Origin of the sequence: Methylomonas rapida (assembly GCF_024360925.2) — a bacterium.
Lineage (GTDB): Bacteria > Pseudomonadota > Gammaproteobacteria > Methylococcales > Methylomonadaceae > Methylomonas > Methylomonas rapida.
Map to the genome: position 1 here is coordinate 4,381,216 of NZ_CP113517.1, position 20,777 is coordinate 4,401,992.

Sequence of the window (20,777 nt, forward strand, 5' to 3'; positions counted from 1 at the left end):
CGCACTTTCTTTTCTCCCTCGCCCTGTGGGCGGCGTAACAATAAAAAATGCCAGCGTCACTCGGTTAAAGCTATGGATTTGGTTGAAAATAATTTCCCGCACTCCGGCCTCAATGCCGTTTTAAAACCGGCTCCACTCAAAACGTTGCGCGTCATTCCATTCAAGCCGGCCCAGCTTTTACCACGCTTCATTAGCGAGGTGGCGGCAGGAGATTGCGGGCACCGGACTTCAGGCTGTCGGCGCCTTGGTCGATGATCGCGTCGACCGGATTTTGCGGAGAGCCATAACGGGGATCGCCATAGCGCGGATCGGAATATCTTGGGTCGCCATATCGCGGATCTCCATAACCTTGCGGTTCGTGCATGTCGTGACGCTCTTCGGACCGCTCCCGGCCTCGCTCGCTGGATTCCAAAGCCTGTTTGTTGGTGTTTTCCCAGCGTGATTCGGTCTGACGTTTTGCCTTGTATTGACCTTTGCCTTTTTCATGGCGCACTTGGGCGTGCTGCTTTCCTTTTGCCTGTTCCTTACCTTTCGCCAGCACCGGATTGCCGATTAACATTGCCGAGATAAAGAGGGCGATTAATGGGGCGATTTTGTTCATTTTAGCGCTCCTATTGTTTTTTTCCGCCTAACTATAGCCGATTATTTTTGACCCGGCGGCAATTCCCACGAAATTTCGGTTTGACGGATAACGGCCACAGCCGGCACACTCCCACCGGTAATCCATTTAACAGCCATGAGGACATTGTCATGAGTAATCAAGCAAAATTGCGCTGGGGCATAGTGGGCGCCGCGCGCGTCAATGAACGTTTGCTGCCGGCCATCGTCGAAGCATCCAATGCAGAGCTAGTGGCGATAGCCAGCCGTCGGCCCGGCGCGGCTGCGGAAACCTTGAGGAAATACGCCCCCTGCTATCCCGGTATTCACGCCTATGACGATCTGGAGACCGTGTTGACCAATCCCGACGTGCAAGCCGTCTATTTACCGATGGCCAATCACGAGCATGCGGAATGGGCACTGCGAGCCATCGCGCACCGCAAACACGTGCTGGTCGAAAAACCGATGGCCTTGACGGTGACCGACATAGACGCGATCGAGACCGCCGCCCGTCGTTATAAAGTCAAGGTGATGGAAGGTTTCATGTACCGCTTCCATCCTCAACACGTCCGAGTGATGGAGATTTTGCGCTCCGGCATGATAGGCGAAGTGCGCTCGGTGCGCGCCAGCTATTCGTTCATGATGCGTCCGGCCAGGATGTATCGATTGGCCGAGCATGTCGAACGCGGCGGCGGCGCGATGTGGGACATCGGTTGCTATGCCATCCATTCTTTGCGGATGTTTTTCGAGCAGCCGCCCTTGGCCGTGACCGCGATGGCCAAATATGTCGAGAGCGGTGCCGATATTTCCACCAGCGGCATCCTGGATTATGGCGACGGCCGCTTTGCGCACTTTGATTTCAGTTTTGAACGCGCGCGTCGTTGCGAATACGAAATCGTCGGCACGCAAGGGGGCTTGAAATGCCATGTGGTCTGGCAATTGCCGGGCGATGTGCCGGTGATTTCCTGGTGGACCGAGGATGGCCGCCAGGTCGAGGAGCGTATGCCGGCTTCGAATCACTTCAAACTGGAAATCGAGCATTTCAGCGATTGCGTGTTGAACGATAGGGAACCGGCCTTGTCGCTGGACGACGCCCGCGATAATTGCCGCGTCATCGTTGCGGCGCTGGAGTCGGCGGCCAATGGGCAAGTGGCGAAAATTTAGCGCCGCACCCGATAGGTGCCCAGATAAATCGACATGCGTTTAGTCGAACAAACCACGCCGGAGCACAACCGCAAACCCAGCAGTTCCCGTTCAAGGTTGCTGTTTTTCGCTCTTGTATGCTTGCTTTCACTGCTGGTTGTTGCTTGGTGGTGGCGCGGCTTGCTGATGCAGTGGGCGTTGCAACAGTTCTTGCAACGCCCGCCGTTTGCCGATGCGGTCGTTTCTGGTATGGGTTTCAGTCTCGATCAGGCCCACGTCAATAGCCTGCAATTGGGCTTGCAAACTGCGGCAGGCCCATTATCGATGCGATTGCAAGACGTTCGTGCCAGCTACGATTTAAGAGCATCCAACATCGACACCATTGCGGTAGCTAAGGCTGAGTTGCGGTTTACCTACCAGCCGACTCCCGACGCAAGCGAACAATCTGCGACGGCATCCAATAGACTGGTGGTGCCGCTACAACATCTGACAATCGACAACCTGGATTTGAGCGTCGATACACCGCAGGGAACTATCGTTTTCAATGGCGCTTGTGAACTGAATATTTCCTCAGCGCAAGCCATTCAGGTTGTATTTCAAGACACTAGTTATTCTTTGAGGCTGGATGTTGCGCCCGATTGGCACAAGGCCAACGTAATAGTCGCGCAACATGCCGGCGGCACTGTTTTGCAGCTGGATTATCATTGGCGGGATGTACAAAAGCATGCAGCTAAGCTAGAGGCGGATGCCAGTGCGCTGCTGAAATGGCTGAGCAGTAGCGGACTGATTCCGGCAACGCTAAAAAAAGACATGGCCTCGTCGGAACTGATGCGGGCAGCTCCGGGTATGGCGGCAGTCAAGTTGGCCCTGAGTGCGGAATCGCCGGATGATTTGGCGAATCTGACTGGTCGTTTGTTGCTGACGCGGGACGAGGATTATCTCGCCACTGCCGATCTAGCGCTGAAAACCGCTACCATGCGATTGAAAGCCGATGCACACCTGGACTTGACCACGGTTGAGATTGTCGAATTGTTCAAACCCTGGCTGCCGGAAGTCGTCAATGCCTGGCGTTTCGCCACCGGTCATGCGATGACAACGCTGCATCTGGAATGGCGACCGCAACATGCTTTGACAGGATCCGCCTATCTGCGGGCTTATCACTTGGGCATAGGCTTCGGGGCGATACAGGTCGAAGACGGTTTTTTGCAATTGGACGTCAAGGACTGGGCCAAATTCTCCGTGTTCATGTCGGCCGACGTGCCGAAACTCTTACTGGGCAAAGAAACCACGGTGCGCGACCTGACGCTGAAGGCGCACCTTCAAAATCCTCTTTTGACGATAGAGCGGGTCAATCTGCCGGTTTTCGGTGGCGTGTTGGAAGTGCTGCCGGCTACCGTAAATATCGAGCGCTGGCCGGTTCAATTGACACTAGGCGTCAAGGACATCGATTTGGCGCAACTGCTAGATAGCTTGAATTATCCGGCTTTATCCGGCACGGGCACTCTGAATGGTAAGCTCCCGTTAAGCCTGACACCGGACACTTTTGAAATCAACGGCGGCTTATTGAAGGCTACGGTTCCTGGGGTATTGCGTTATCAAGGACCGACGGCGGATGACGAAAACATTGCCTTCAAGGCCTTGCGCAATATGCTGTACCATAGCCTGCAGGCTAGCATGGATTATCGGCCCAACGGCGAATATCACATCGGCTTGAGAATAGAGGGCAAAAACCCGCAGTTGTTATCCGGCCACCCGGTCGCCTTTAATCTAAATTTAAGCGGCCAGTTACCGGAGTTACTGCAAAAAGGCATTTTGACAGGGGATTTCAATCAGCCTGTGCTGGAACAACTGAATGGAACTGGCCATCCTTGAATCATCAGTAAAATCATCAATTCAAACCGCCACGGCGGAACGGAGCAAGCAATGAATTGGAGTGCAATAACGATTGCGGGTTTATTTTCCGCGGCTTTCTATCTGTCGGGATGTTCGCCATCCGTCAAGCTGGAAGCGCCGGAAAAACCCATCGAGATCAATATGAACGTCAAAATCGACCATGAAATTCGTCTGAAAGTGGAAAAAGACGTCGACGAATTGATTACCAGCAACAAAAATCTGTTTTGAAGGAGCGAGCGATGAGAAACCCAAACCCGCTATCGATGTTAATCGCCGTATTGCTTGGCTTTTGGCTGACTGCGATGCCCGTTTCAGCGGCCGATCTGGCACAGGTGAAAGCAGCAGGCCTGGTTGGTGAGCAAATGAACGGGCTACTAGGCCTGGTCGACCCGAATGCGTCGGCCGATGTGAAGGCGCTGGTGAACAGCATCAACGCCCAGCGCCAGGCCGAATACCAACGCATCGCCGCCAAAAATGGCGTACCGGCCGATGAAGTGGCAAGATTGACCGCGCAAAAGGTCATTGGCCAGGCGGCGGCGGGGCATTATGTGCAAACGCCGTCCGGCTGGCAAAGACGCTAAACTTATAGCTTGGTCGGGTTAGGGCTGACACCTAACCCGCTCTGCTGTCTATTTCGCATCCCCGACCGGCGCGGCAAACCCATCCGATACCAGGGTGTGTACATTGCTGCCGGTCAGCGCTTGTAAAAAGGCCACCAGATCGGCGATTTCCCCGTCCGTCAACGCCAAAGACTTGATGAGCGGCGACAGGTTTTCATTGGCAATACCGCCCTGATTATAAAAGCGCACCACGTCTTCCAAGGTCGCCAGCGAGCCGTTATGCATATAGGGCGCACTCAAGGCCACGTTGCGCAGTGTTGGCGTTTTGTACGCCCAACGATCCGCCGGGTTTTGGCTGACCTCGTAATAGCCCAAGTCGTTGGGTTTTTCACTGTTCAAGCCTTTCAGATTCTCGCTGTCGACATCGACAAACACCCCCGGCGCAACTTGGACTTTTTGCCTGCCCGGCGTTTTTTGCATCGCTTCGGCGTAGCCTATGCCGGTGTTGTGGCGTTTTTGGTCGGTGAACAAGGCGGATTTCTCGCCGATGGTGTGGCACGTGTTGCAGGCGGCCTTGCCGGTAAATATCGCAAAACCGCGTTGAGCTGGCTCGCTCAAGGCATTTTTTTGTTTGCCGAAATACCAGCGATCGAACGGGGAGTCGGCCGAATTCAAGCTGCGTTGGTAGCTGGCCAGAGCTTGACCGATGGTTTCCATGGTCGGGCCTTTGTTGAAGGCTTTTTCAAACAGGCCGCGATAATCCGGGCTGGCCTTGAGTTTATCGATCACATAGCCGATGGATGGGTTGGCCATTTCGTTATGCGCCAATAGCGGGGCCCAGGCTTGCTGTTCCAGACTGTTTTCGCGGCCATCGTGAAACAGCAATTGCGCATAGCCTACATTGTACAAAGACGGCGCATTGCGGCGTACGCTACGGCCTTCGATGCCCACCGCCGTCGCCATTTCGTTGTTGGCAAAGCCCTGTTCGGGAATGTGGCAGATCGCGCAGGAAAAGGTGTTATTCAGCGACAGGCGGCGGTCGTAAAACAGTTTGCGGCCAAGCTCGATTTTGGCCGTCGTCAGCGGGTTGTCCTTGGGCTCGGGTAATTTGGGCAAGCCCAAGGGCGGTTTTTGCGCAAAAGTTATCAGTTTGGCGGGGCTGCCCTTGCGTTGCTCCAGGGCCAGTGACCGCGTTTCATAATCGGCTCGTTGATAGTTTTGCTTGTCGTCGCCGGCGCGATATGGCACGGATTCTGGCGGCGCGTTGTCCGCGACGGGGGCCGCGTTGCCCACTATTAGTGTTTTGACGTCGTTGATGACCGTATCGGCATGCAGAAAATCCACGCTATAAATATTGCGTATGTTTTTGTCCTTGTCGATCAGATACACGCGCAACAAATGCGAAAAGGTACCGGTGAACTGGCCTTTGTCATCGTATATTTTCTGCACGTTTTGCTGGTAGCCATCCAGTATCGGCTGCAAGGCGGCTTCGTCGCGGGTAGTCAAAAACTGCCAGTCGAACTCGCCGGCTTTAAAACCCTCGCCATAGTGACGCATCATTTCAGGTGTGTCGTGAGTCGGATTGAAGCTCAGCGTCAGCAGGCGCAATTTGTCCGCCAATTCTGGCTGTTTCTGCAATTGCCGGCTGATTTTGTGCAGCACCTGAGTCGCCAGGGGGCAACCGTTGACATCGCTGCAAGCGGCGTAGATGAAGCTCAGCAATACCAGCTTGTCGCCCATCAGGTCATGCAGTCGTTTGGGCTGGTTTGCCGTGGTCAGAACCTCGCCATTGGCGGCGGGGCCTATGACCGGCAGGGTATAACTGCCTGGCGTGGCGGGCTGGTAGGGCAAGGCGGAATAACCAGGCGCCAATGGCTTGGCGTCCTGGGCCTGGATGGCCGTGGAAGCCAGAATCGAGAGAAGCACAAGCAGATAACGATATTTCATGATTGCTGTTTACCCTCTCTATTGAATTGATACAGCTTACAATCGAGCCGAAAGTACAGATAGGTGAGTTTTCGGCATCGATCGTCGTTTATTCCAGGATTCTGCGGGATCAGTTGTTAGGCAGTGTCAGTGAGTGTTGTTCTTTTTGCTCTTTCGGTACCGGTATGCGCGTCATGGCCGTGGCATCCGGCCCCATCTTAATCGAGTAGTCGGTCGATGAGATGATGTTTTGCGTTGCGATGTCAACGATACGCAGCGACACATACACGTTTTTACGTCCGGCGGCGTACGTGCCGACCAACAAGGCGTTTGCATGAACGTTGTTCAAGGCTTCCTTGGTGGTATCGGGTAACTGCAGAATTCCTGCTTCGTTTTTAGTGAAAATCTCGGTCGGCAGTTCCATGCCCATTACCCGGTAACCATTCTGATGCATGGAAGAGGCGATTTGATCGGAAACGATGCGGCCAAAAGGCAGGTTTTGTCCCAAATCGTTGACATTGACCAGTGAATTGATGACGACCAGGCTTCCCCGTGGCAGCGGTTGTCTCAGGTCGCTCAATAGCTGGTCGACGCCGTCATAACTGACATCGATCCAGTCATCGTCATAAACATAACGATATTCATTGTATATACCGCAGCCGCTCAGCAGGCTTAGAGCCAGTATTGGATACACCAGCAAGGACTTTTGTTTCATGAAACCTCTCCTAATTAGAATGTGAGTATTTTATAGCCGAAGATACCGAATGGTTGTAGTGTAGCAAAGCCGATCCCGGCCACCTCACCTTAAATGCCGTTGCCTGCCTGGAAATGATGAATCGCAACTCCGCCAAACCCAAAAATCCATTATTCAAACCACAAGACCGTTATTACGTAAACGAACAGGGCTGGTGGTTTTACACGGTCGATAAAATCAGTGGACCCTATAAAACCAAGGCGGACTGTGTCGATGCTTGCCGGCTTTACATTCAGCGCCGCGATGGGCTCTTACCCTAGACGGTCTATCATCTGTTCCGCCTGCTTGGCGAAGGCTTTCAAGTCGCCGCTTTTGATGGTTTCCCGCGGAATCACGATCGCGGCGTCGAAATCGATGTAAATATAGATGTAATCCTTGTGTCTTTCGACCCGCAGCATGTCGCCCCACGGCGTTTTGTGCTTGCCGCCGGGTGATTTTTCCAGCAAATATTCGGGCTCGATTTTCAGATGGTGAATGCCGAACATCGCCTTCTTTTCTGCTTCGGTGTATTTGTTGAAAAACTGCCGGCGCATATCGATTTTCATGATGAAAGGCGATGCGATCCCCCAGCCTATCGCCAGCAGGGTGATGTAGGCGGTCGTCATCATTTCTTGGTAATAAACATAATAAAACAGGCCAAACACCAGCATCACGCCCGGCACCAGCATGCGGTTCTGGCGGATTTTCTTTTGCATTTCCGGGTTGTTTTTCAGGCGCAGTTCGTTGAAGTGAACCAGGTCTTGCTCGCGGAATTCGTATTCGATTTCAAACATTCAGATTACTCGCTGGAGATTAAGGTTAGTGCATTTTGATTTTGGCGTGCGTGCTGCGGCGGAACAAGTTGGACAGCGTCAGCATCGCGGTGCGGAAATAGCCGTGAATGGCGACTTGGTGCATTTTGTACAAGGACAGATACACGACGTAGGCGATGAAACCGCCGACGCTGACGGTCCCCATCAGACTGCCCATCAACGAACCGACGGTGCTGAATTTGCCCAGCGATACCAAGGAACCGTAGTCGCGATAGACAAAGGGCACCGCCGGCTTGCCTTTCAGGCGGTTGATGATGGTCTTGGCCACGGTCGAAGCCTGTTGGTGAGCCGCCTGGGCCCGGGGTGGCACGTTGCCGCCGTGGCCGACCCACGCGCAGGCAGCGCAGTCGCCAACCGCAAAGATGTCGTCGTCGCTGGTTTTCAAGGTCTGATCGACCACGAGCTGGTTGATGTGGTTGGTTTCCAGTCCGTCGAGATTTTTCATCCAGTCCGGTGCCTTGATGCCTGCGGCCCAGACTTTCAGGTCCGCCTCGAATACCTCGCCGTCGTGGGTATGCACAGCAGTCTCGGTAACTTCGGTCACCCGGCGGCCCAGTTTCAGGTTGATGCCGAGTTTGACCAATTGCTGCTGGGTGGCCTGTGATAGGCGTGGCGGCAAGGCTGGCAACAACTGGGTGGCGGCTTCGATGATGGTGATGTCGACCTTGATCGAGCCTTCCAGCCCGTAGGTAGCCAACAGTTTGGTAACTTCGTGCAATTCGGCCGATAATTCCACGCCTGTCGCGCCCGCGCCGATAATGACTATCGAGAGTGGCTTGTCGCGCTGATGGCTCTGGCTGGCATAGGATTGGATGTAATAGGTATCCACCAGTTGCTTCTGAAAGCGAAATGCTTCCTTGGTGGTGTCGATGAAGCGGCAGTATTGATCGACGCCCTTGATGCCGAAGGTGTTGCTGACGCTGCCTACCGCCATCACCAATGTGTCGTATTTAAAGGTTCGGCGCGGAATCAATTCAACGCCTTGCTTATTGGTAATCGGGCTGACGATGATTTCCTTCGCCGCGCGATTCAGGCCTTCCATGCGCCCAAACAAAAAACGGAAATGATTGCGATGCGCTTGCGCCAGATACTCGATTTCTTCGGCTTCGGCCAGGGTGCCCGAGGCCACTTCGTGCAGCAGTGGTTTCCAAATATGCGTCGATGCCGCATCCAGCAGCGTGACTTCCGCCAATCCGCGCTGGCCGAGTTTTTGCCCTAGTTCGGTCGCCAGTTCCAGTCCGGCTGCGCCACCGCCGACAATCAGTATTTTGTGTTTATCGTCAGCCATACTTTGTCTTCCCCTCACTATAGATGCCGTTTGCCGGCCGATATGAAACGCATCCCTTCTTCTTATTGAAATTCCATTGGCCGGCATTATAACCAATAGCGTTATTCGGCGAAGATTTTGACGAATGACCGCCATCATGCACTTGAGGGGATACAGCTTTAAGGCATGAATTTTCGGTTAAGCCTGACGCTTTCGTTCGGTAAAGTGTAAACCCGCTTAAGCTTATCGGTATTTGAGGCTACACTTGCCGACAAAACTTTAACCGGAGCAGCAAAAATGAATGTCGTTCGCCGCCTGTTGATGCCACTGATGTTACTCGCTACCGTCTTTCCCGCAATGGCGATGGATTTGCAAGCCATTCCAGAATCGCTGAAGCCATGGATTCCCTGGGTGCTAGCTGACCAGCCCCAATACCAATGCCCATTCTTTTACCGCGATTTTCAACAAAAGCATTGCAGCTGGGCCGGGCCAATGCAGCTGGAGCTGGATCGCAGTCAGGGCAGCTTCAGCGGCGCATGGACACTTTATCAGCCGGACTGGATCGTGCTGCCGGGGGATCAGGAGCACTGGCCGCAGCAAGTCAGCATCGAGCAAAAACCTGCGATCGTGGTCGAGCAGCAGGGCAAGCCCGCCATCTGGATGCCGGCAGGACGTTATCGGGTCAGCGGGCGTTTCTTCTGGGACAAGCTACCGGAAAGCCTGGCGATTGCCGGCGACATGGGTTTGGTTAGGCTCAGCATCGACGGCAAGAACGTTGCTTATCCTCGCATCGAGCAAGGCGCCTTGTGGCTTTCCTCGGCACAAGGCACGATTAGTGCAGAACAGCAAAATAGCCTGGATTTGCAGGTGTTCAGGCAAGTCATAGACGACAACCCCTTACAGATGATCACCCGACTCGAACTGAACGTGTCCGGTGCCGCTCGGGAAGTGACATTGCCTCATGCCTTGTTGCCGGCATTCATTCCGATCAGGCTCGACAGTCCTCTACCAGCCAGAATCGAGCCCGATGGCCATTTATTGGTGCAAGTGCGTGCGGGGCGCTGGATGATCGATATTCATGCGCGCCACCCCCAGACCTTGTCACGGCTGGATTTGGCTGTTCAAGATCCCGACTGGCCGCAGAGCGAGCTATGGGCTTTTCAGGCCATGCCGGCGCTACGGCTGGTCGAAATCGAAACGCTGGCCGCCGTCGATGCCAGCCAGACCAACATGCCGGCGGAATGGCGGCATTTGCCTGCCTATCAGGTCAAGCAAGGCCAAAGCATGCAATTCAAGCTGATTCGGCGAGGGGATCCCGAGCCCGAGCCCAATCAGCTGAACCTGGTGCGCAAATTGTGGCTGGATTTCGAGGGCGGCGGCTACAGCGTCAGCGACCATATCAATGGAAAAATGACGCGTGACTGGCGGTTGAATGCGTTACCCGAGCTGCGCCTGGGGCAAGTGTTGTTGAACGGGCAAAATCAATTGATCACCCAGTTGAGTGATCAACAGCAGGGCGTGGAAGTCCGCCGCGGCGCGATTCAGTTGCAGGCCGATAGCCGTATCCAAGCCGGCATCGGCGAACTCAACGCGGTGGGTTGGCGGCAAGCGTTTCACCAGGTCCGGGCGGAATTGAATATACCTCCCGGCTGGCGTCTATTGGCCGTCAGCGGCGTCGATAACGAACCGGACAGCTGGTTGACCCGATGGACTTTGCTCGATTTGTTCTTGGTCCTGATTGTGGCACTGGCGACCGCGCGGCTATGGTCTTGGCACTGGGGCTTGCTGGCCTTGTTCAGCCTGATGCTGTTTTGGCACGAAGCCGACGCGCCTCGCTGGATATGGCTCAATACGCTGGCGGCATTGGCTCTGTTACGGGTGTTGCCGGACAACCGGTTTGCGTATTGGGTCAAGTGGTATCGCAATCTGTGCTGGCTGGGGCTGGGGCTGATCGTGGTGCCGTTCATGATCGCGCAAATTCGCATCGGCATTTATCCACAACTGGAAAAGCCCTGGCAGCCCATCATGCCGGCACCCTATGTCGATAGCAGCCTGGACGATGAAAGAGCCATACCCATGCAGACGATGGAAATGGCGCAATCGAAGGTGGCGCCGATGGCAGTGCCGAGAAGGGACAAGGCTTACGGTTTGGCGGCGGGCGGCTTTGCCAGCTCGGCGCTCAATGTCGACCGTATCGATCCGGAAGCCAACCTGCAAACAGGGCCGGGGCTGCCGCAATGGCAATGGCAAACCGTGTATTTGAGCTGGAACGGTGCCGTGGACGACCAGCAACGCCTAAGCTTGTGGTACTTGTCGCCACGCTGGACGCTATTGCTGCATATCGTTCAAGCCTTGCTCGCGGCCGTGATGACTCTGCGCATGCTGGGAGTATTGGGCGATACATGGCGGCTGGCGTTACCGATGGCGAGTGCCTGGCTGCTGCTGCCACTATTGATATTACCCGGAGGGGATTGTTTGGCCGATATTCCGGATCAGGCCATGCTGGATCAACTGAAAGCCCGCCTGCTGGAAACGCCCAAATGTTTGCCTGTGTGCGCGCAAATGCCGGATATGGCGGTCGACATCAAGCCCGACTCGATGCAGATCACGGCACGGATTCATGCGCAGCAGGATGTGGCCGTACCGTTGCCGGCGCAACTCGAACAGTGGTTTCCGGAGCAAATCCAGGTCGATGGGCATGAGGCCGAAACATTGATCAGACAAAACGACGGCTCCTTGTGGCTGGGAGTCAGGCAAGGGGTGCATACGGTCGTGATGCAGGGGCGGCTTGTGCCGCAGCAGAAGTTTACCTTGCCGTTGCAGCTGACCCCGCAACGCGCCGAGGTCAACAGCGATGGCTGGCGCGTCGATGGCGTGTATGAAAATGGCAAAGTAGGGCCGCAATTGGAATTCAGCCGCCTGCAGATTGAGCGGAATGCGTCCGCGCAAACTCTGCAACAAGCAGCCTTGCCGGCGTTTATTCGGGTTGAACGAACCCTGCATTTGGGACTGGACTGGCGCATTACCACCCGCGTCGTACAGTTGGCGGGGACTAATACCCCGGTGGTGCTGGAGTGGCCCCTGTTGCCGGGAGAGGCGGTGATCAATGCCGATGTGCGGGTCAAAAACGGCAAAGTCTTGATCAATATGGCGCCCGGACAGGGTAGTCTGGAGTGGCAATCGTTGCTGGAAAAGCGCGAGCAACTGGAATTGCAGGCGGCCGATACCACGCAATGGCATGAGCTTTGGCGCGCGGACGTCAGTCCGATTTGGCATTTGGATGCCGCTGGTATTGCCGTCGTGCATCATCAGGATCAGCAAGGCGCATGGCTGCCTGAATGGCGACCCTGGCCGGGCGAGACTCTACGCTTTCTCATCAGTCGTCCGCAACCGGTGCCGGGTCCCACCCTGACCATCGACAAAAGCGAATTGAAGCTGCAGCCGGGCAAACGCAGTCAGTTTGCCGATTTGAGCTTGAGCATCCGCAGCTCCAAAGGCGGGCAGCACACCGTGACCCTACCGGCGCAAGCCGTGTTGCAAAGCGTCAGCATGGACGGTGTCGACCAACCGATTCGGCAAAAAGGCGGGACGGTGACCTTGCCGATTCGCCCAGGAGCGCAACAAGTGGCGCTGAATTGGCAGACGGCACAAGAGCTATCCGCGATCATGACCACGCCTCTTGTTAATCTGGGCGTCGACAGTGTCAATAGTCATATCCAGGTGACTTCCGGGGCGGATCGCTGGGTTTTGTTTACCTTCGGGCCCAAATTTGGTCCCGCCGCATTGATCTGGGGCTTGTTGATCGTGTTGTCGTTGCTGTCCTTGGGTTTGGGGCGTATCCGGCTGACGCCTTTGAACGCGAGGCAGTGGTTGTTGTTGCTGATAGGCTTGAGCCAGCTGCATGTGGCCGCAGCCATGGTGGTGGTCGCCTGGTTGTTTGCCTTGGGCGCACGCGCCAAACTCCGCATCGAGGGGCCATTGCGTTTCAATTTGCTGCAGACTGGGTTGGGGCTGATGACGCTAATTTCTCTGCTGTTGCTGTTCGCCGCCGTGCAGCAGGGGTTGTTGGGGACGCCGGACATGCAGATTACCGGCAATCAGTCATCGGCAAACAATTTGCAGTGGTATCAGGATCATTCGGGTCCCGAATTGCCCACCGCGGTCATGGTATCGGTGCCGATGATGGTGTACCGGGTATCGATGCTGTGCTGGTCGCTCTGGATGGCGATTGCGTTGCTGGATTGGTTGCGCTGGGGCTGGGATTGTTTCGCCAGCGGCGGCCTGTGGAAAGCCAAATCGGTTGTGGCGAAGTCCGGCAAGGTAAAGGAATGAAGCCAGCCCGGATAGCGAGCGCGCTATCCGGGCCGTAATTCAGATGCCTTGGTTCTTCTCCTCGACCATGTCGTCGATATGCTGCATGACCAAGTTGCTGGCTTCTTCCGACAACTGCATCTGCTTGATGATTTCTTCCAGCTTTCTTGGGTCCTCCGCCCAGTTACCGCGGGAAATTTGGTAGGCCATTTGCGTGGTTCTGTGTACTTCCTGATGCGGAAAATCCAGATTGCTATAAGCCTTGGTGATGCGGAATTTCTCGTAACCTATGCCTTCATAATACCATTTGCCCAGGCGGCAATTGTGGTTGTCGACCATGATGGCCTGGTGCTGCGGGCAATCTTCCGCGGTTTCTATGGCTATATAGCCGTTCTGTTTGTAGATGATGTGGTCCAGTTTGGTCAGCAAGGCGAAAGACTTGTCCTTCGCGTAGGAGATGTAACCGACCGATGCCTTGGCCGAGTCCGACAGTCCGGAAAACTGATGGCGGAAGGAGTTGACTTGCTCCATGACTTCCTGGGACAAATTGGCCGAGGTTTCAGCCTCGACATGCATTTGCTCGACCCGCTTGTTGAAAGCCTTGAGCGTTTTTGAGACCTCCAGCGCGGCATCCTTGGTGTGCTCGGAAAGGTTTTTCACTTCGTCGGCGACCACCGCGAATCCCCGCCCGTGTTCGCCGGCCCGGGCCGCCTCGATCGATGCGTTCAAAGCCAGCAAATTGGTCTGGTCGGCAATGCCTGTAATCATCGATAACGATTCGGTGATTTTTTTGCTGTCGTTGATCAATGCCGTGATCACTTCCGAAACCGAATGCACGTTATCGTTGATGTTGTTCAGCGATATGCTGATTTGTTCGACGGTCTCCAGGCTGGCATCGGCATTCTGCCCGGTCTGCATGGTGATGTTTTCGACCTTTTCCAATTGCTGGGTGATGTTGATCAAGTCGTTTTGGCTGGTTTTCAGGTTGCCCGACAGATTGGCAGTGTTGAGCGCGTGCAGGCCGGCGGACAGGCGTCTTTTGATCATCAGCTTTTCGTTCTCGTTCATGTGCTGCAGCGCAATGTTCATGTTTTTGCCGGACTGTTTCAGCAGACCCGGCAAGCCATCGACCAGCGCATAACGATCCAGGTTGCCGCCCGCGGCCTGGCTGAAACAGGCATTGATTTCCTTGAAATAGGACTCCATGATGTCCAGCATTTCATTCAACTCCCAAGCCACCTTGCCTAACTCGCCCAGGCCTTGGGTCCCGGTGATCCGGTGGTATAGCTCGCCGCGATTGGTGCAGATCAGAACTTGCTCGATGCGTTCGACAACGTCGAGATTGCGCTGGGCGGTTTTCCAAACCTCGTAAGCAATTAAAGGCGATGGCAGTGCCAGTATCAAGGCAATCCAGGAAAAGCCATGTGCGATCAGGCTATAAGCCAGTTGCGCCAGCGAGAATAGAACGATTCCCGTTACCGCGTAGTTGACCTTGGTTCTCAAGAACGGGATATTTGCGCTCACTCTATTCATGTTTAGTTATGCTCCGTTGGGCTTGTATAGTTTTAACACCAGATTGTTATAGTTTTTTGCCCCGGATTGGTTGACAGCATCCTGGAGATATTCCAGGGATTTGTTCGGAGCCTCCTTGGTGGAACTGCGTTTTTCTATTGCCAGCATTTCCTGATAGATCGGAATGATGACCTCGAGCGCTGACCGCGGCGGGTTGCGGCGCACCGAATAGTAGCCCTGTAGCTGGCCATCCTTGTCGTAATCCGGCGTGATGTTGGCAAATACCCAGTAATAACCGCCGTCGGCGCAAAGATTTTTGGCGAAACCAAAAAACTCCTCTCCCGCTTTCAAGGTGTTCCACATCAGCCGAAAGACGCCGCGCGGCATTTCGGGATGTCGAATGATGTTGTGCTGGATTCCCAATAATTCATGCTCGGGGTAACCTGCTATTTCCATGAATATCCGGTTGGCGTAGGTAATACGCCCGGTAGGATCGGTTTTGGAAACGATAAAGTCTTCCTCGGCCAGCTTTTTTTCCGTGTTGTTTGGGGTGATCGCAGGTTTCATTGTCCGCACCTTGTTAAGAATTCTGACGAATTCTAGGCCTTTTTTGTAAAAACGCTAAATCGAAACAAGCCTGAAGCCAGTATCCGAGGGTTTACGGCACTTTATTCCAAAACTTGAATGAGGTAGAGGTGTCAGTCGGTACCTGGTTGGCACTGCGACGGGGTTGAGTTTTGTTTGGAAGGGGTTGATGAATGGCAGAAAGCAGACGGTATTTTACGTGTCAGATAGTTGAGGCGGTCGGCTTGTCGCTCGACCACCCCGAGCATGTGTTACTGTTCGGTCATGGCTTAGTTCAAGACATTATGACCACGTTGTCTCAAGCAGCTACGATAGGCATTTTTGTAGCGATCGTCGGATTGAAAACCTTGATATCCGGCACCGCTGGCGCCGCCGGCAACCGCTCCGATGGCTGCCCCAGTGCCGGGATTACCGGTAATTGCGCCAATAGCGGCGCCGCCAGCTGCGCCCACCAGACCGCCGACTGCGGCGCCGGCTGCGGTGTCTTTAACGCCGCTGGTGGCGCTTGATGCGAGAGCTCGGCATTCTTCCATGTCTTGATTGAGGCGGTAAGCATTGGGGTCGTTGTAGGTGTCGACAGTGGGGGTCCAGCCGCGTTGCTCGGCGCAGGCCGATAACAAAAGGCTACAAGTGAAAATGGTGCTGAAAGTGATTCTATTCATGAGGGTACCTGGTTTTGAGTAGAAAATATGGTTATATTTTTATCATTGAATTGAACCACTTTCTACCAATTTGCCTGCGCAAAGTCAAATTGACATCGAGCAAGCTCTTCACGTATTATCCGCAGCCTTTTTATCCGTTTTATTTAATTAGGCAAAATCCCATGAAAAGAACCTATCAACCCAGCAAAATCAAACGCGTCAGAACACATGGCTTCCGCGCCAGAATGGCTACCGTTGGCGGTCGTAAAGTCATCAATGCGCGCAGAGCCAAAGGCCGCGCCTCGTTGACCGTTTAATTGTCGGCCGAAGATTTCAGCTTCCCCGATCTGTATCGGCTCAGGACGCCAGCCGATTATAAAAAGGTCTTTAGCGATCCCGTAAAATCCACAGACCGGTATTTTACGGTATTAGCGATCTGCAATCCCTTGCCGCACCCGCGGCTGGGATTGGCGATCGCCAAAAAAGCCATCAGAAAAGCAGTCGCACGGAATCGCATAAAAAGAGCTGTACGGGAAAGTTTTCGCTTACAACGTCAACAGATTGTCAACATTGATATTGTCGTATTGGCACGCGGCGACGCCGCCAATGCGGATGTGCATATTTTGAGGAAGTCATTGGAAAGGCATTGGCTTAAATTGGTAGATCGATGCGATTCCTGCTCATAACCCTGATCAAGGTTTACAAATACTTCATAAGTCCTTTGCTGGGACCCAGGTGTCGTTTTTATCCCAGCTGTTCAAGTTATGGCATAGAGGCAATCCAGCTTCATGGTGCTATCAAAGGCTCCTACCTCACGCTTCGACGATTACTGAAATGCCACCCTTTTCACGAGGGCGGCGTCGATCCTGTTCCAGAAAAATTGAGTAAATAACAATGGATAACATTAGATTCATACTTGTCATGGCGCTGCTGATGATTTCCTATATGCTGTGGGAGTCGTGGCAGATCGATTACGGCCCGAAACCGCAGGCAATCGTTTCCGACAAGCCCCTGGTGGCTGGCGGTGAAGTGGCGAGCGCCACTGCTGCCGCAAACACGGCCACGGGCGAGTCGCAAGCAGCAAGCAAGGCGGAACCGAGCCAAAAGATCATCAAAGTCAAAACCGACGTTTTTTCACTGGAAATCGACACCGAGGGTGGCACCTTGCGCAACCTCGATTTGCTGCAATACCCTCGTGAAAAAGAAAACACTTACGTCAAGAAAGCCTATGGTTTGATTGGCATGCAAGCACCCGAAAAAGACCTGTCGCCGGTCCGTTTGTTCGACAGCAATCCGGAACATTTGTTTTTGGCGCAAAGTGGCTTGGTGGCCAGCGGCAATGCCGCGGGGGCGCCAGACCATCACGCCAGCTATAGCGCGGAAAACACCAGCTTCGAGTTACAGGAAGGCCAGGACGAATTGAAGGTCCCGCTGAGCTGGATCAACGATCAAGGCTTGCGCATCACCAAAACCTTTACCTTCAAACGTGGCAGCTATGCGGTCAACGTGGAGCACAAGGTCAACAATCGTAGCGACAAAGCCTGGACGGGTCGTCAATACAATCAGTTGATGCGCGTCGAACACAGCGATAAAAGCAACAACAATTTCATCAGGACCTTTTCCGGCGGCGTGATCTACACCGACAAGGACAAGTTCCAAAAAATCAAATATGAAGACATGGCCGACGGTAATCTGGACGTCACCGTTCAAGGCGGCTGGACTGGATTCATCCAGCACTATTTCGCCAGCGCCTGGATTCCGCCGGCGGATCAGGAAAACCATTTCTACACCAAGGCCTTGAACGACGCCCGTTATGTGATCGGATCGTATTCGCAGGATCTCAGCGTTCAGCCTAACAGCGAAGGCGTGTTCAATGCGCAAATGTTCGTCGGTCCCAAAATACAGCCTGTCATGGAAGCCATGGCGCCCGGACTGGAATTGACCGTCGATTACAGCTGGCTGACCATCATCGCCAAACCGATTTACTGGTTGCTGAACAAGATTTACGGCTTCGTCGGCAACTGGGGACTGGCGATTCTGGGCGTGACCTTCTTCATCAAGGCCTTGTTCTTCAAGCTGTCCAAAGCCAGCTTCCAGTCCATGGCCAAAATGCGCAAGATTCAGCCCAAACTGAAAGAGCTGCAAGAACGTTACGCCGACGACAGGCAAAAGTTCAACACCGAAATGATGGCTATGTACAAGCGCGAGAAGGTCAACCCGCTCGGAGGCTGCTTGCCGATCATGGTGCAGATCCCCGTGTTCATTTCCTTGTACTGGGTGCTGATCGAAACCGTCGAATTGCGTCAGGCCGATTTCGCCTTGTGGATACAGGATCTGTCGGCGCAAGACCCGTTCTACCTATTGCCGATTCTGTACGGCATCACGATGAAGATTCAGCAAAGCCTGAATCCGGCGCCTATCGATCCGCTGCAAGCACAGGTCATGAAAATGTTCCCTATCGTTTTCACGGTGTTCTTCCTGTTCTTCCCATCCGGCTTGGTTCTGTACTGGATCTGCAACAACAGCTTGTCGATCATTCAGCAATGGTATATCACCAAACACGTGCTGGCAGAAGGCGATCGACATCATCACTAAGGCATGAATACCGGCGACACCATAGCCGCCATCGCCACACCGCCGGGTAACGGCGGTGTCGGCATCATCCGCATTTCCGGCCCGGCTGTGTCCGATATAGCACGCCAAATTACCCGGAAATCGCTCAAACCCCGCTACGCGCAATTCTGTTGTTTTCATGATGCCGATGACAGCGTCATAGACTCTGGCTTGGCCCTGTATTTTCCAGGCCCTGCTTCGTTTACCGGCGAAGACACGCTGGAGTTGCAAGGCCATGGCGGCAGCGTCGTGCTGGATATGCTGTTGCGGCGGGTGTTAAGTCTTGGCGCAAGGCTGGCCAATGCCGGCGAATTCAGCCAACGCGCGTTCTTGAACAACAAAATCGATCTGGCGCAAGCCGAGGCCATCGCCGACTTGATCACCAGCGGCACCGAGCAAGCGGCACGCTCGGCCCAGCAATCGATGCAAGGGGTATTCTCCGCGCAAGTCAACGAACTGATAGACGAGTTGATCGAGCTGAGGGTGTACATAGAAGCCGCGATAGATTTCGTCGATGAAGAGATCGATTTTCTGACCGACGGCATGGTAGCCGGCAAGATCGAGCAATTACACGGCAGAATCCGCGAAATTCACGCCACGGCCCAGCAAGGCCGCCTGCTGCACGACGGCATGACCGTGGTGCTGGCCGGCAAGCCGAACGCCGGCAAATCCAGTCTATTGAATGCGTTGGCGGGGCACGAGGCGGCCATCGTCACCGAAATCGCCGGCACTACCCGCGACGTGCTGCGTGAACGCATCCAGATCGACGGCATGCCGCTGCATGTCATCGACACCGCCGGCCTGCGCGACAGCGACAACATCGTCGAACAGGAAGGCATACGCCGGGCCAGGCGCGAGATCGAAAACGCCGATAAAGTCTTGCTGTTACTCGACCTGACCGATGGCGATCAGGCAACGTTGCGGGAGCAGCTGCCTGACGACATCGATGTGACCAGGGTGTTCAACAAAATCGACTTGTGCGGGCAAACGCCGCGCATCGAGACGCGCGAGCATGGCGCCGACATTTACTTGTCCGCCAAAACCGGCGCCGGCCTGGATTTGCTGAAACAACATCTAAAAAGCAGCGTCGGTTTTGGCGAAAGTACCGATAACGTCTTCATCGCCCGCCGCCGCCATCTGCAAGCCTTGGGCCAGGCGGAAAAATCGCTGGAAAACGCCTGTTTGCAATTGAGCAATCAATCTCCTGAACTGGTCGCGGAAGAACTCAGACAAGCACAAACCTGCCTCTCCGAAATCACTGGCGAATTCACCTCGGATGATTTGCTGGGTGAGATCTTCGGCAGTTTTTGCATCGGAAAATAACCATTGAACCCTAGCGCAACGAGCACGACAATCAAGCCAATGGTTGCCGATATAGGAGTAATCTATTGGCCGCGACCTAAAATGGCAAGTCGGCTGTAGTGCGCAATATCCCTTAAAGGCGGCAGCCGGCCAATACCTGACAGTCGGGGTCACTATCCAATTTCAATGATTAAGGCATCCAGTGCCCCTGTCGGCTGTCCGGTATTCAGCGAGCAAATTGACATTATCACTGCCTCAATTCGGCAATTTGAGACATTCAAGATGCTAAAAATGTTAGTTGTAAATGGCAAGTTTTAACTTGATTAAGTATGCTGGCATCGCGGAAATATGCTAGTCTCTCGGCTATTGTGGCCGCTCATGGTCTAGGCTAGATAAGTTTGATGGGAGTACGTTTGATGAATGGCAGAGATTTTGATGATGAACAAGTAAGTCCAATACTTGAAGCGTTAAGAAACTGGGCAGGTACTCATCCCGCACCAGATCAACCATTTTTTATCATTATGGACGATGACGATGACGATGACGATGACGACGATCAGGATAATAATTATCACGAAAGATACGATCATCGTAGCAGGAACATTACACCAAATCAGTTTTTGAATGCAGTGGAGGATCAAACTAAGTTTGGTTCCCGGTTCTTGAGGTTTATCTTCGCTCAGGCAAAGATTTACGACAGGCGTGCAGAGGATTTTATCTGGTCTGCGGTTGAAGCTAATAAGAGACCAAATATCGAACAGGAGAGTTAGTGATGCCCAGCTCTATACTTATTATAGCCACTTGCTATGATGTGGGTACATATTACCAGGGCAATCGCGCTTTGTAGCACTTGCACGGGCA

The 20,777-nt window shown here is 54.0% G+C and carries 20 protein-coding genes; 12 read left to right on the top strand and 8 right to left on the bottom strand.

Translation table 11 applies throughout. The features are described from left to right. Positions 1-190 precede the first annotated feature (190 nt). A complete protein-coding gene (locus NM686_RS20725) occupies positions 191-601 on the bottom strand; it encodes a hypothetical protein (protein WP_255189704.1) in 411 nt (136 codons plus the stop codon). 149 nt (positions 602-750) lie between these two features. Between NM686_RS20725 and NM686_RS20730 the strand changes: the two genes are divergently transcribed. From NM686_RS20730 to NM686_RS20745, 4 genes are read left to right on the top strand one after another with little or no spacing between them, the layout of a single operon-like run. After that, positions 751-1,761 carry a Gfo/Idh/MocA family protein gene (locus tag NM686_RS20730; RefSeq protein WP_255189705.1) on the top strand — a complete coding sequence of 337 codons (1,011 nt, stop codon included), beginning with the start codon at positions 751-753 and terminating at the stop codon, positions 1,759-1,761. Positions 1,762-1,794: 33 nt separating this feature from the next. Then, complete coding sequence (locus NM686_RS20735; protein WP_255189706.1) at positions 1,795-3,612, top strand: YdbH domain-containing protein; 1,818 nt, start codon at positions 1,795-1,797, stop codon at positions 3,610-3,612. 51 nt (positions 3,613-3,663) lie between these two features. Beyond that, the gene (locus tag NM686_RS20740) at positions 3,664-3,861 is read left to right on the top strand and encodes a YnbE family lipoprotein (protein WP_255189707.1); all 198 of its coding nucleotides are present in this window, start codon (positions 3,664-3,666) and stop codon (positions 3,859-3,861) included. 11 nt (positions 3,862-3,872) lie between these two features. Continuing rightward, entirely contained in the window at positions 3,873-4,214 is a 342-nt protein-coding gene (locus tag NM686_RS20745; protein WP_255189708.1) for a YdbL family protein, read from the top strand. A 48-nt stretch (positions 4,215-4,262) separates the two neighbouring features. Here the strand turns inward: NM686_RS20745 and NM686_RS20750 are convergent, their stop codons facing one another. Together NM686_RS20750 and NM686_RS20755 are read right to left on the bottom strand one after the other, a co-directional pair. After that, positions 4,263-6,140 (bottom strand): cytochrome c peroxidase, encoded by a 1,878-nt coding sequence (locus NM686_RS20750; protein WP_255189709.1) that lies wholly within the window; start codon positions 6,138-6,140, stop codon positions 4,263-4,265. 109 nt (positions 6,141-6,249) lie between these two features. Continuing rightward, complete coding sequence (locus NM686_RS20755; RefSeq protein WP_255189710.1) at positions 6,250-6,834, bottom strand: FlgO family outer membrane protein; 585 nt, start codon at positions 6,832-6,834, stop codon at positions 6,250-6,252. A gap of 113 nt (positions 6,835-6,947) precedes the next feature. Here NM686_RS20755 and NM686_RS20760 point away from each other — a divergent pair, with 113 nt between their 5' ends. Continuing rightward, a complete protein-coding gene (locus tag NM686_RS20760) occupies positions 6,948-7,133 on the top strand; it encodes a hypothetical protein (protein WP_255189711.1) in 186 nt (61 codons plus the stop codon). On the opposite strand, the gene NM686_RS20765 is transcribed toward NM686_RS20760, so the two are convergent. Together NM686_RS20765 and NM686_RS20770 are read right to left on the bottom strand one after the other, a co-directional pair. Further along, positions 7,125-7,646 carry a YcxB family protein gene (locus NM686_RS20765; protein ID WP_255189712.1) on the bottom strand — a complete coding sequence of 174 codons (522 nt, stop codon included), beginning with the start codon at positions 7,644-7,646 and terminating at the stop codon, positions 7,125-7,127. The two genes, NM686_RS20760 and NM686_RS20765, sit on opposite strands and share 9 nt — an antisense overlap. A gap of 25 nt (positions 7,647-7,671) precedes the next feature. Continuing rightward, positions 7,672-8,973: an NAD(P)/FAD-dependent oxidoreductase gene (locus NM686_RS20770; protein ID WP_255189713.1), complete on the bottom strand. Its 1,302-nt coding sequence runs from the start codon at positions 8,971-8,973 to the stop codon at positions 7,672-7,674. Between the two features lie 276 nt (positions 8,974-9,249). On the opposite strand from NM686_RS20770, the gene NM686_RS20775 reads away from it, so the two are divergent. Continuing rightward, entirely contained in the window at positions 9,250-13,284 is a 4,035-nt protein-coding gene (locus tag NM686_RS20775; RefSeq protein WP_255189714.1) for a hypothetical protein, read from the top strand. A 39-nt stretch (positions 13,285-13,323) separates the two neighbouring features. Here NM686_RS20775 and NM686_RS20780 read toward each other — a convergent pair whose 3' ends face one another. The 3 genes from NM686_RS20780 to NM686_RS20790 form a co-directional block, all read right to left on the bottom strand. Beyond that, positions 13,324-14,796, bottom strand: a complete 1,473-nt coding sequence (locus tag NM686_RS20780) for a methyl-accepting chemotaxis protein (RefSeq protein WP_255189715.1) — start codon at positions 14,794-14,796, stop codon at positions 13,324-13,326. 6 nt (positions 14,797-14,802) lie between these two features. Then, on the bottom strand, positions 14,803-15,342 hold the full coding sequence (locus tag NM686_RS20785; RefSeq protein WP_255189716.1) for a PAS domain-containing protein: 540 nt from the start codon (positions 15,340-15,342) through the stop codon (positions 14,803-14,805). Positions 15,343-15,629: 287 nt separating this feature from the next. Then, complete coding sequence (locus NM686_RS20790) at positions 15,630-16,022, bottom strand: glycine zipper family protein (RefSeq protein WP_255189717.1); 393 nt, start codon at positions 16,020-16,022, stop codon at positions 15,630-15,632. A 161-nt stretch (positions 16,023-16,183) separates the two neighbouring features. On the opposite strand from NM686_RS20790, the gene rpmH reads away from it, so the two are divergent. From rpmH to NM686_RS20820, 6 genes are all read left to right on the top strand, one after another. Continuing rightward, entirely contained in the window at positions 16,184-16,318 is a 135-nt protein-coding gene (rpmH, locus tag NM686_RS20795) for a 50S ribosomal protein L34 (protein WP_054763660.1), read from the top strand. Continuing rightward, the gene (rnpA, locus tag NM686_RS20800) at positions 16,319-16,687 is read left to right on the top strand and encodes a ribonuclease P protein component (RefSeq protein ID WP_255189718.1); all 369 of its coding nucleotides are present in this window, start codon (positions 16,319-16,321) and stop codon (positions 16,685-16,687) included. Beyond that, a complete protein-coding gene (gene yidD / locus NM686_RS20805) occupies positions 16,669-16,893 on the top strand; it encodes a membrane protein insertion efficiency factor YidD (protein WP_255189719.1) in 225 nt (74 codons plus the stop codon). The genes rnpA and yidD overlap by 19 nt, the downstream gene beginning before the upstream one ends. A 2-nt stretch (positions 16,894-16,895) precedes the next feature. Continuing rightward, positions 16,896-18,596, top strand: a complete 1,701-nt coding sequence (gene yidC, locus NM686_RS20810; protein ID WP_255189720.1) for a membrane protein insertase YidC — start codon at positions 16,896-16,898, stop codon at positions 18,594-18,596. A gap of 3 nt (positions 18,597-18,599) precedes the next feature. Next, a complete protein-coding gene (gene mnmE, locus NM686_RS20815; RefSeq protein WP_255189721.1) occupies positions 18,600-19,937 on the top strand; it encodes a tRNA uridine-5-carboxymethylaminomethyl(34) synthesis GTPase MnmE in 1,338 nt (445 codons plus the stop codon). A gap of 395 nt (positions 19,938-20,332) precedes the next feature. Next, on the top strand, positions 20,333-20,686 hold the full coding sequence (locus NM686_RS20820; RefSeq protein WP_255189722.1) for a hypothetical protein: 354 nt from the start codon (positions 20,333-20,335) through the stop codon (positions 20,684-20,686). Positions 20,687-20,777: the final 91 nt, after the last annotated feature.

Coding starts and splice junctions, on each gene's coding strand:
- NM686_RS20725 (WP_255189704.1), bottom strand. CDS start 601: ATGAACAAAATCGCCCCATTAATCGCCCTCTTTATCTCGGCAATGTTA.
- NM686_RS20730 (WP_255189705.1), top strand. CDS start 751: ATGAGTAATCAAGCAAAATTGCGCTGGGGCATAGTGGGCGCCGCGCGC.
- NM686_RS20735 (WP_255189706.1), top strand. CDS start 1,795: ATGCGTTTAGTCGAACAAACCACGCCGGAGCACAACCGCAAACCCAGC.
- NM686_RS20740 (WP_255189707.1), top strand. CDS start 3,664: ATGAATTGGAGTGCAATAACGATTGCGGGTTTATTTTCCGCGGCTTTC.
- NM686_RS20745 (WP_255189708.1), top strand. CDS start 3,873: ATGAGAAACCCAAACCCGCTATCGATGTTAATCGCCGTATTGCTTGGC.
- NM686_RS20750 (WP_255189709.1), bottom strand. CDS start 6,140: ATGAAATATCGTTATCTGCTTGTGCTTCTCTCGATTCTGGCTTCCACG.
- NM686_RS20755 (WP_255189710.1), bottom strand. CDS start 6,834: ATGAAACAAAAGTCCTTGCTGGTGTATCCAATACTGGCTCTAAGCCTG.
- NM686_RS20760 (WP_255189711.1), top strand. CDS start 6,948: ATGATGAATCGCAACTCCGCCAAACCCAAAAATCCATTATTCAAACCA.
- NM686_RS20765 (WP_255189712.1), bottom strand. CDS start 7,646: ATGTTTGAAATCGAATACGAATTCCGCGAGCAAGACCTGGTTCACTTC.
- NM686_RS20770 (WP_255189713.1), bottom strand. CDS start 8,973: ATGGCTGACGATAAACACAAAATACTGATTGTCGGCGGTGGCGCAGCC.
- NM686_RS20775 (WP_255189714.1), top strand. CDS start 9,250: ATGAATGTCGTTCGCCGCCTGTTGATGCCACTGATGTTACTCGCTACC.
- NM686_RS20780 (WP_255189715.1), bottom strand. CDS start 14,796: ATGAATAGAGTGAGCGCAAATATCCCGTTCTTGAGAACCAAGGTCAAC.
- NM686_RS20785 (WP_255189716.1), bottom strand. CDS start 15,342: ATGAAACCTGCGATCACCCCAAACAACACGGAAAAAAAGCTGGCCGAG.
- NM686_RS20790 (WP_255189717.1), bottom strand. CDS start 16,022: ATGAATAGAATCACTTTCAGCACCATTTTCACTTGTAGCCTTTTGTTA.
- rpmH (WP_054763660.1), top strand. CDS start 16,184: ATGAAAAGAACCTATCAACCCAGCAAAATCAAACGCGTCAGAACACAT.
- yidD (WP_255189719.1), top strand. CDS start 16,669: ATGCGATTCCTGCTCATAACCCTGATCAAGGTTTACAAATACTTCATA.
- yidC (WP_255189720.1), top strand. CDS start 16,896: ATGGATAACATTAGATTCATACTTGTCATGGCGCTGCTGATGATTTCC.
- mnmE (WP_255189721.1), top strand. CDS start 18,600: ATGAATACCGGCGACACCATAGCCGCCATCGCCACACCGCCGGGTAAC.
- NM686_RS20820 (WP_255189722.1), top strand. CDS start 20,333: ATGAATGGCAGAGATTTTGATGATGAACAAGTAAGTCCAATACTTGAA.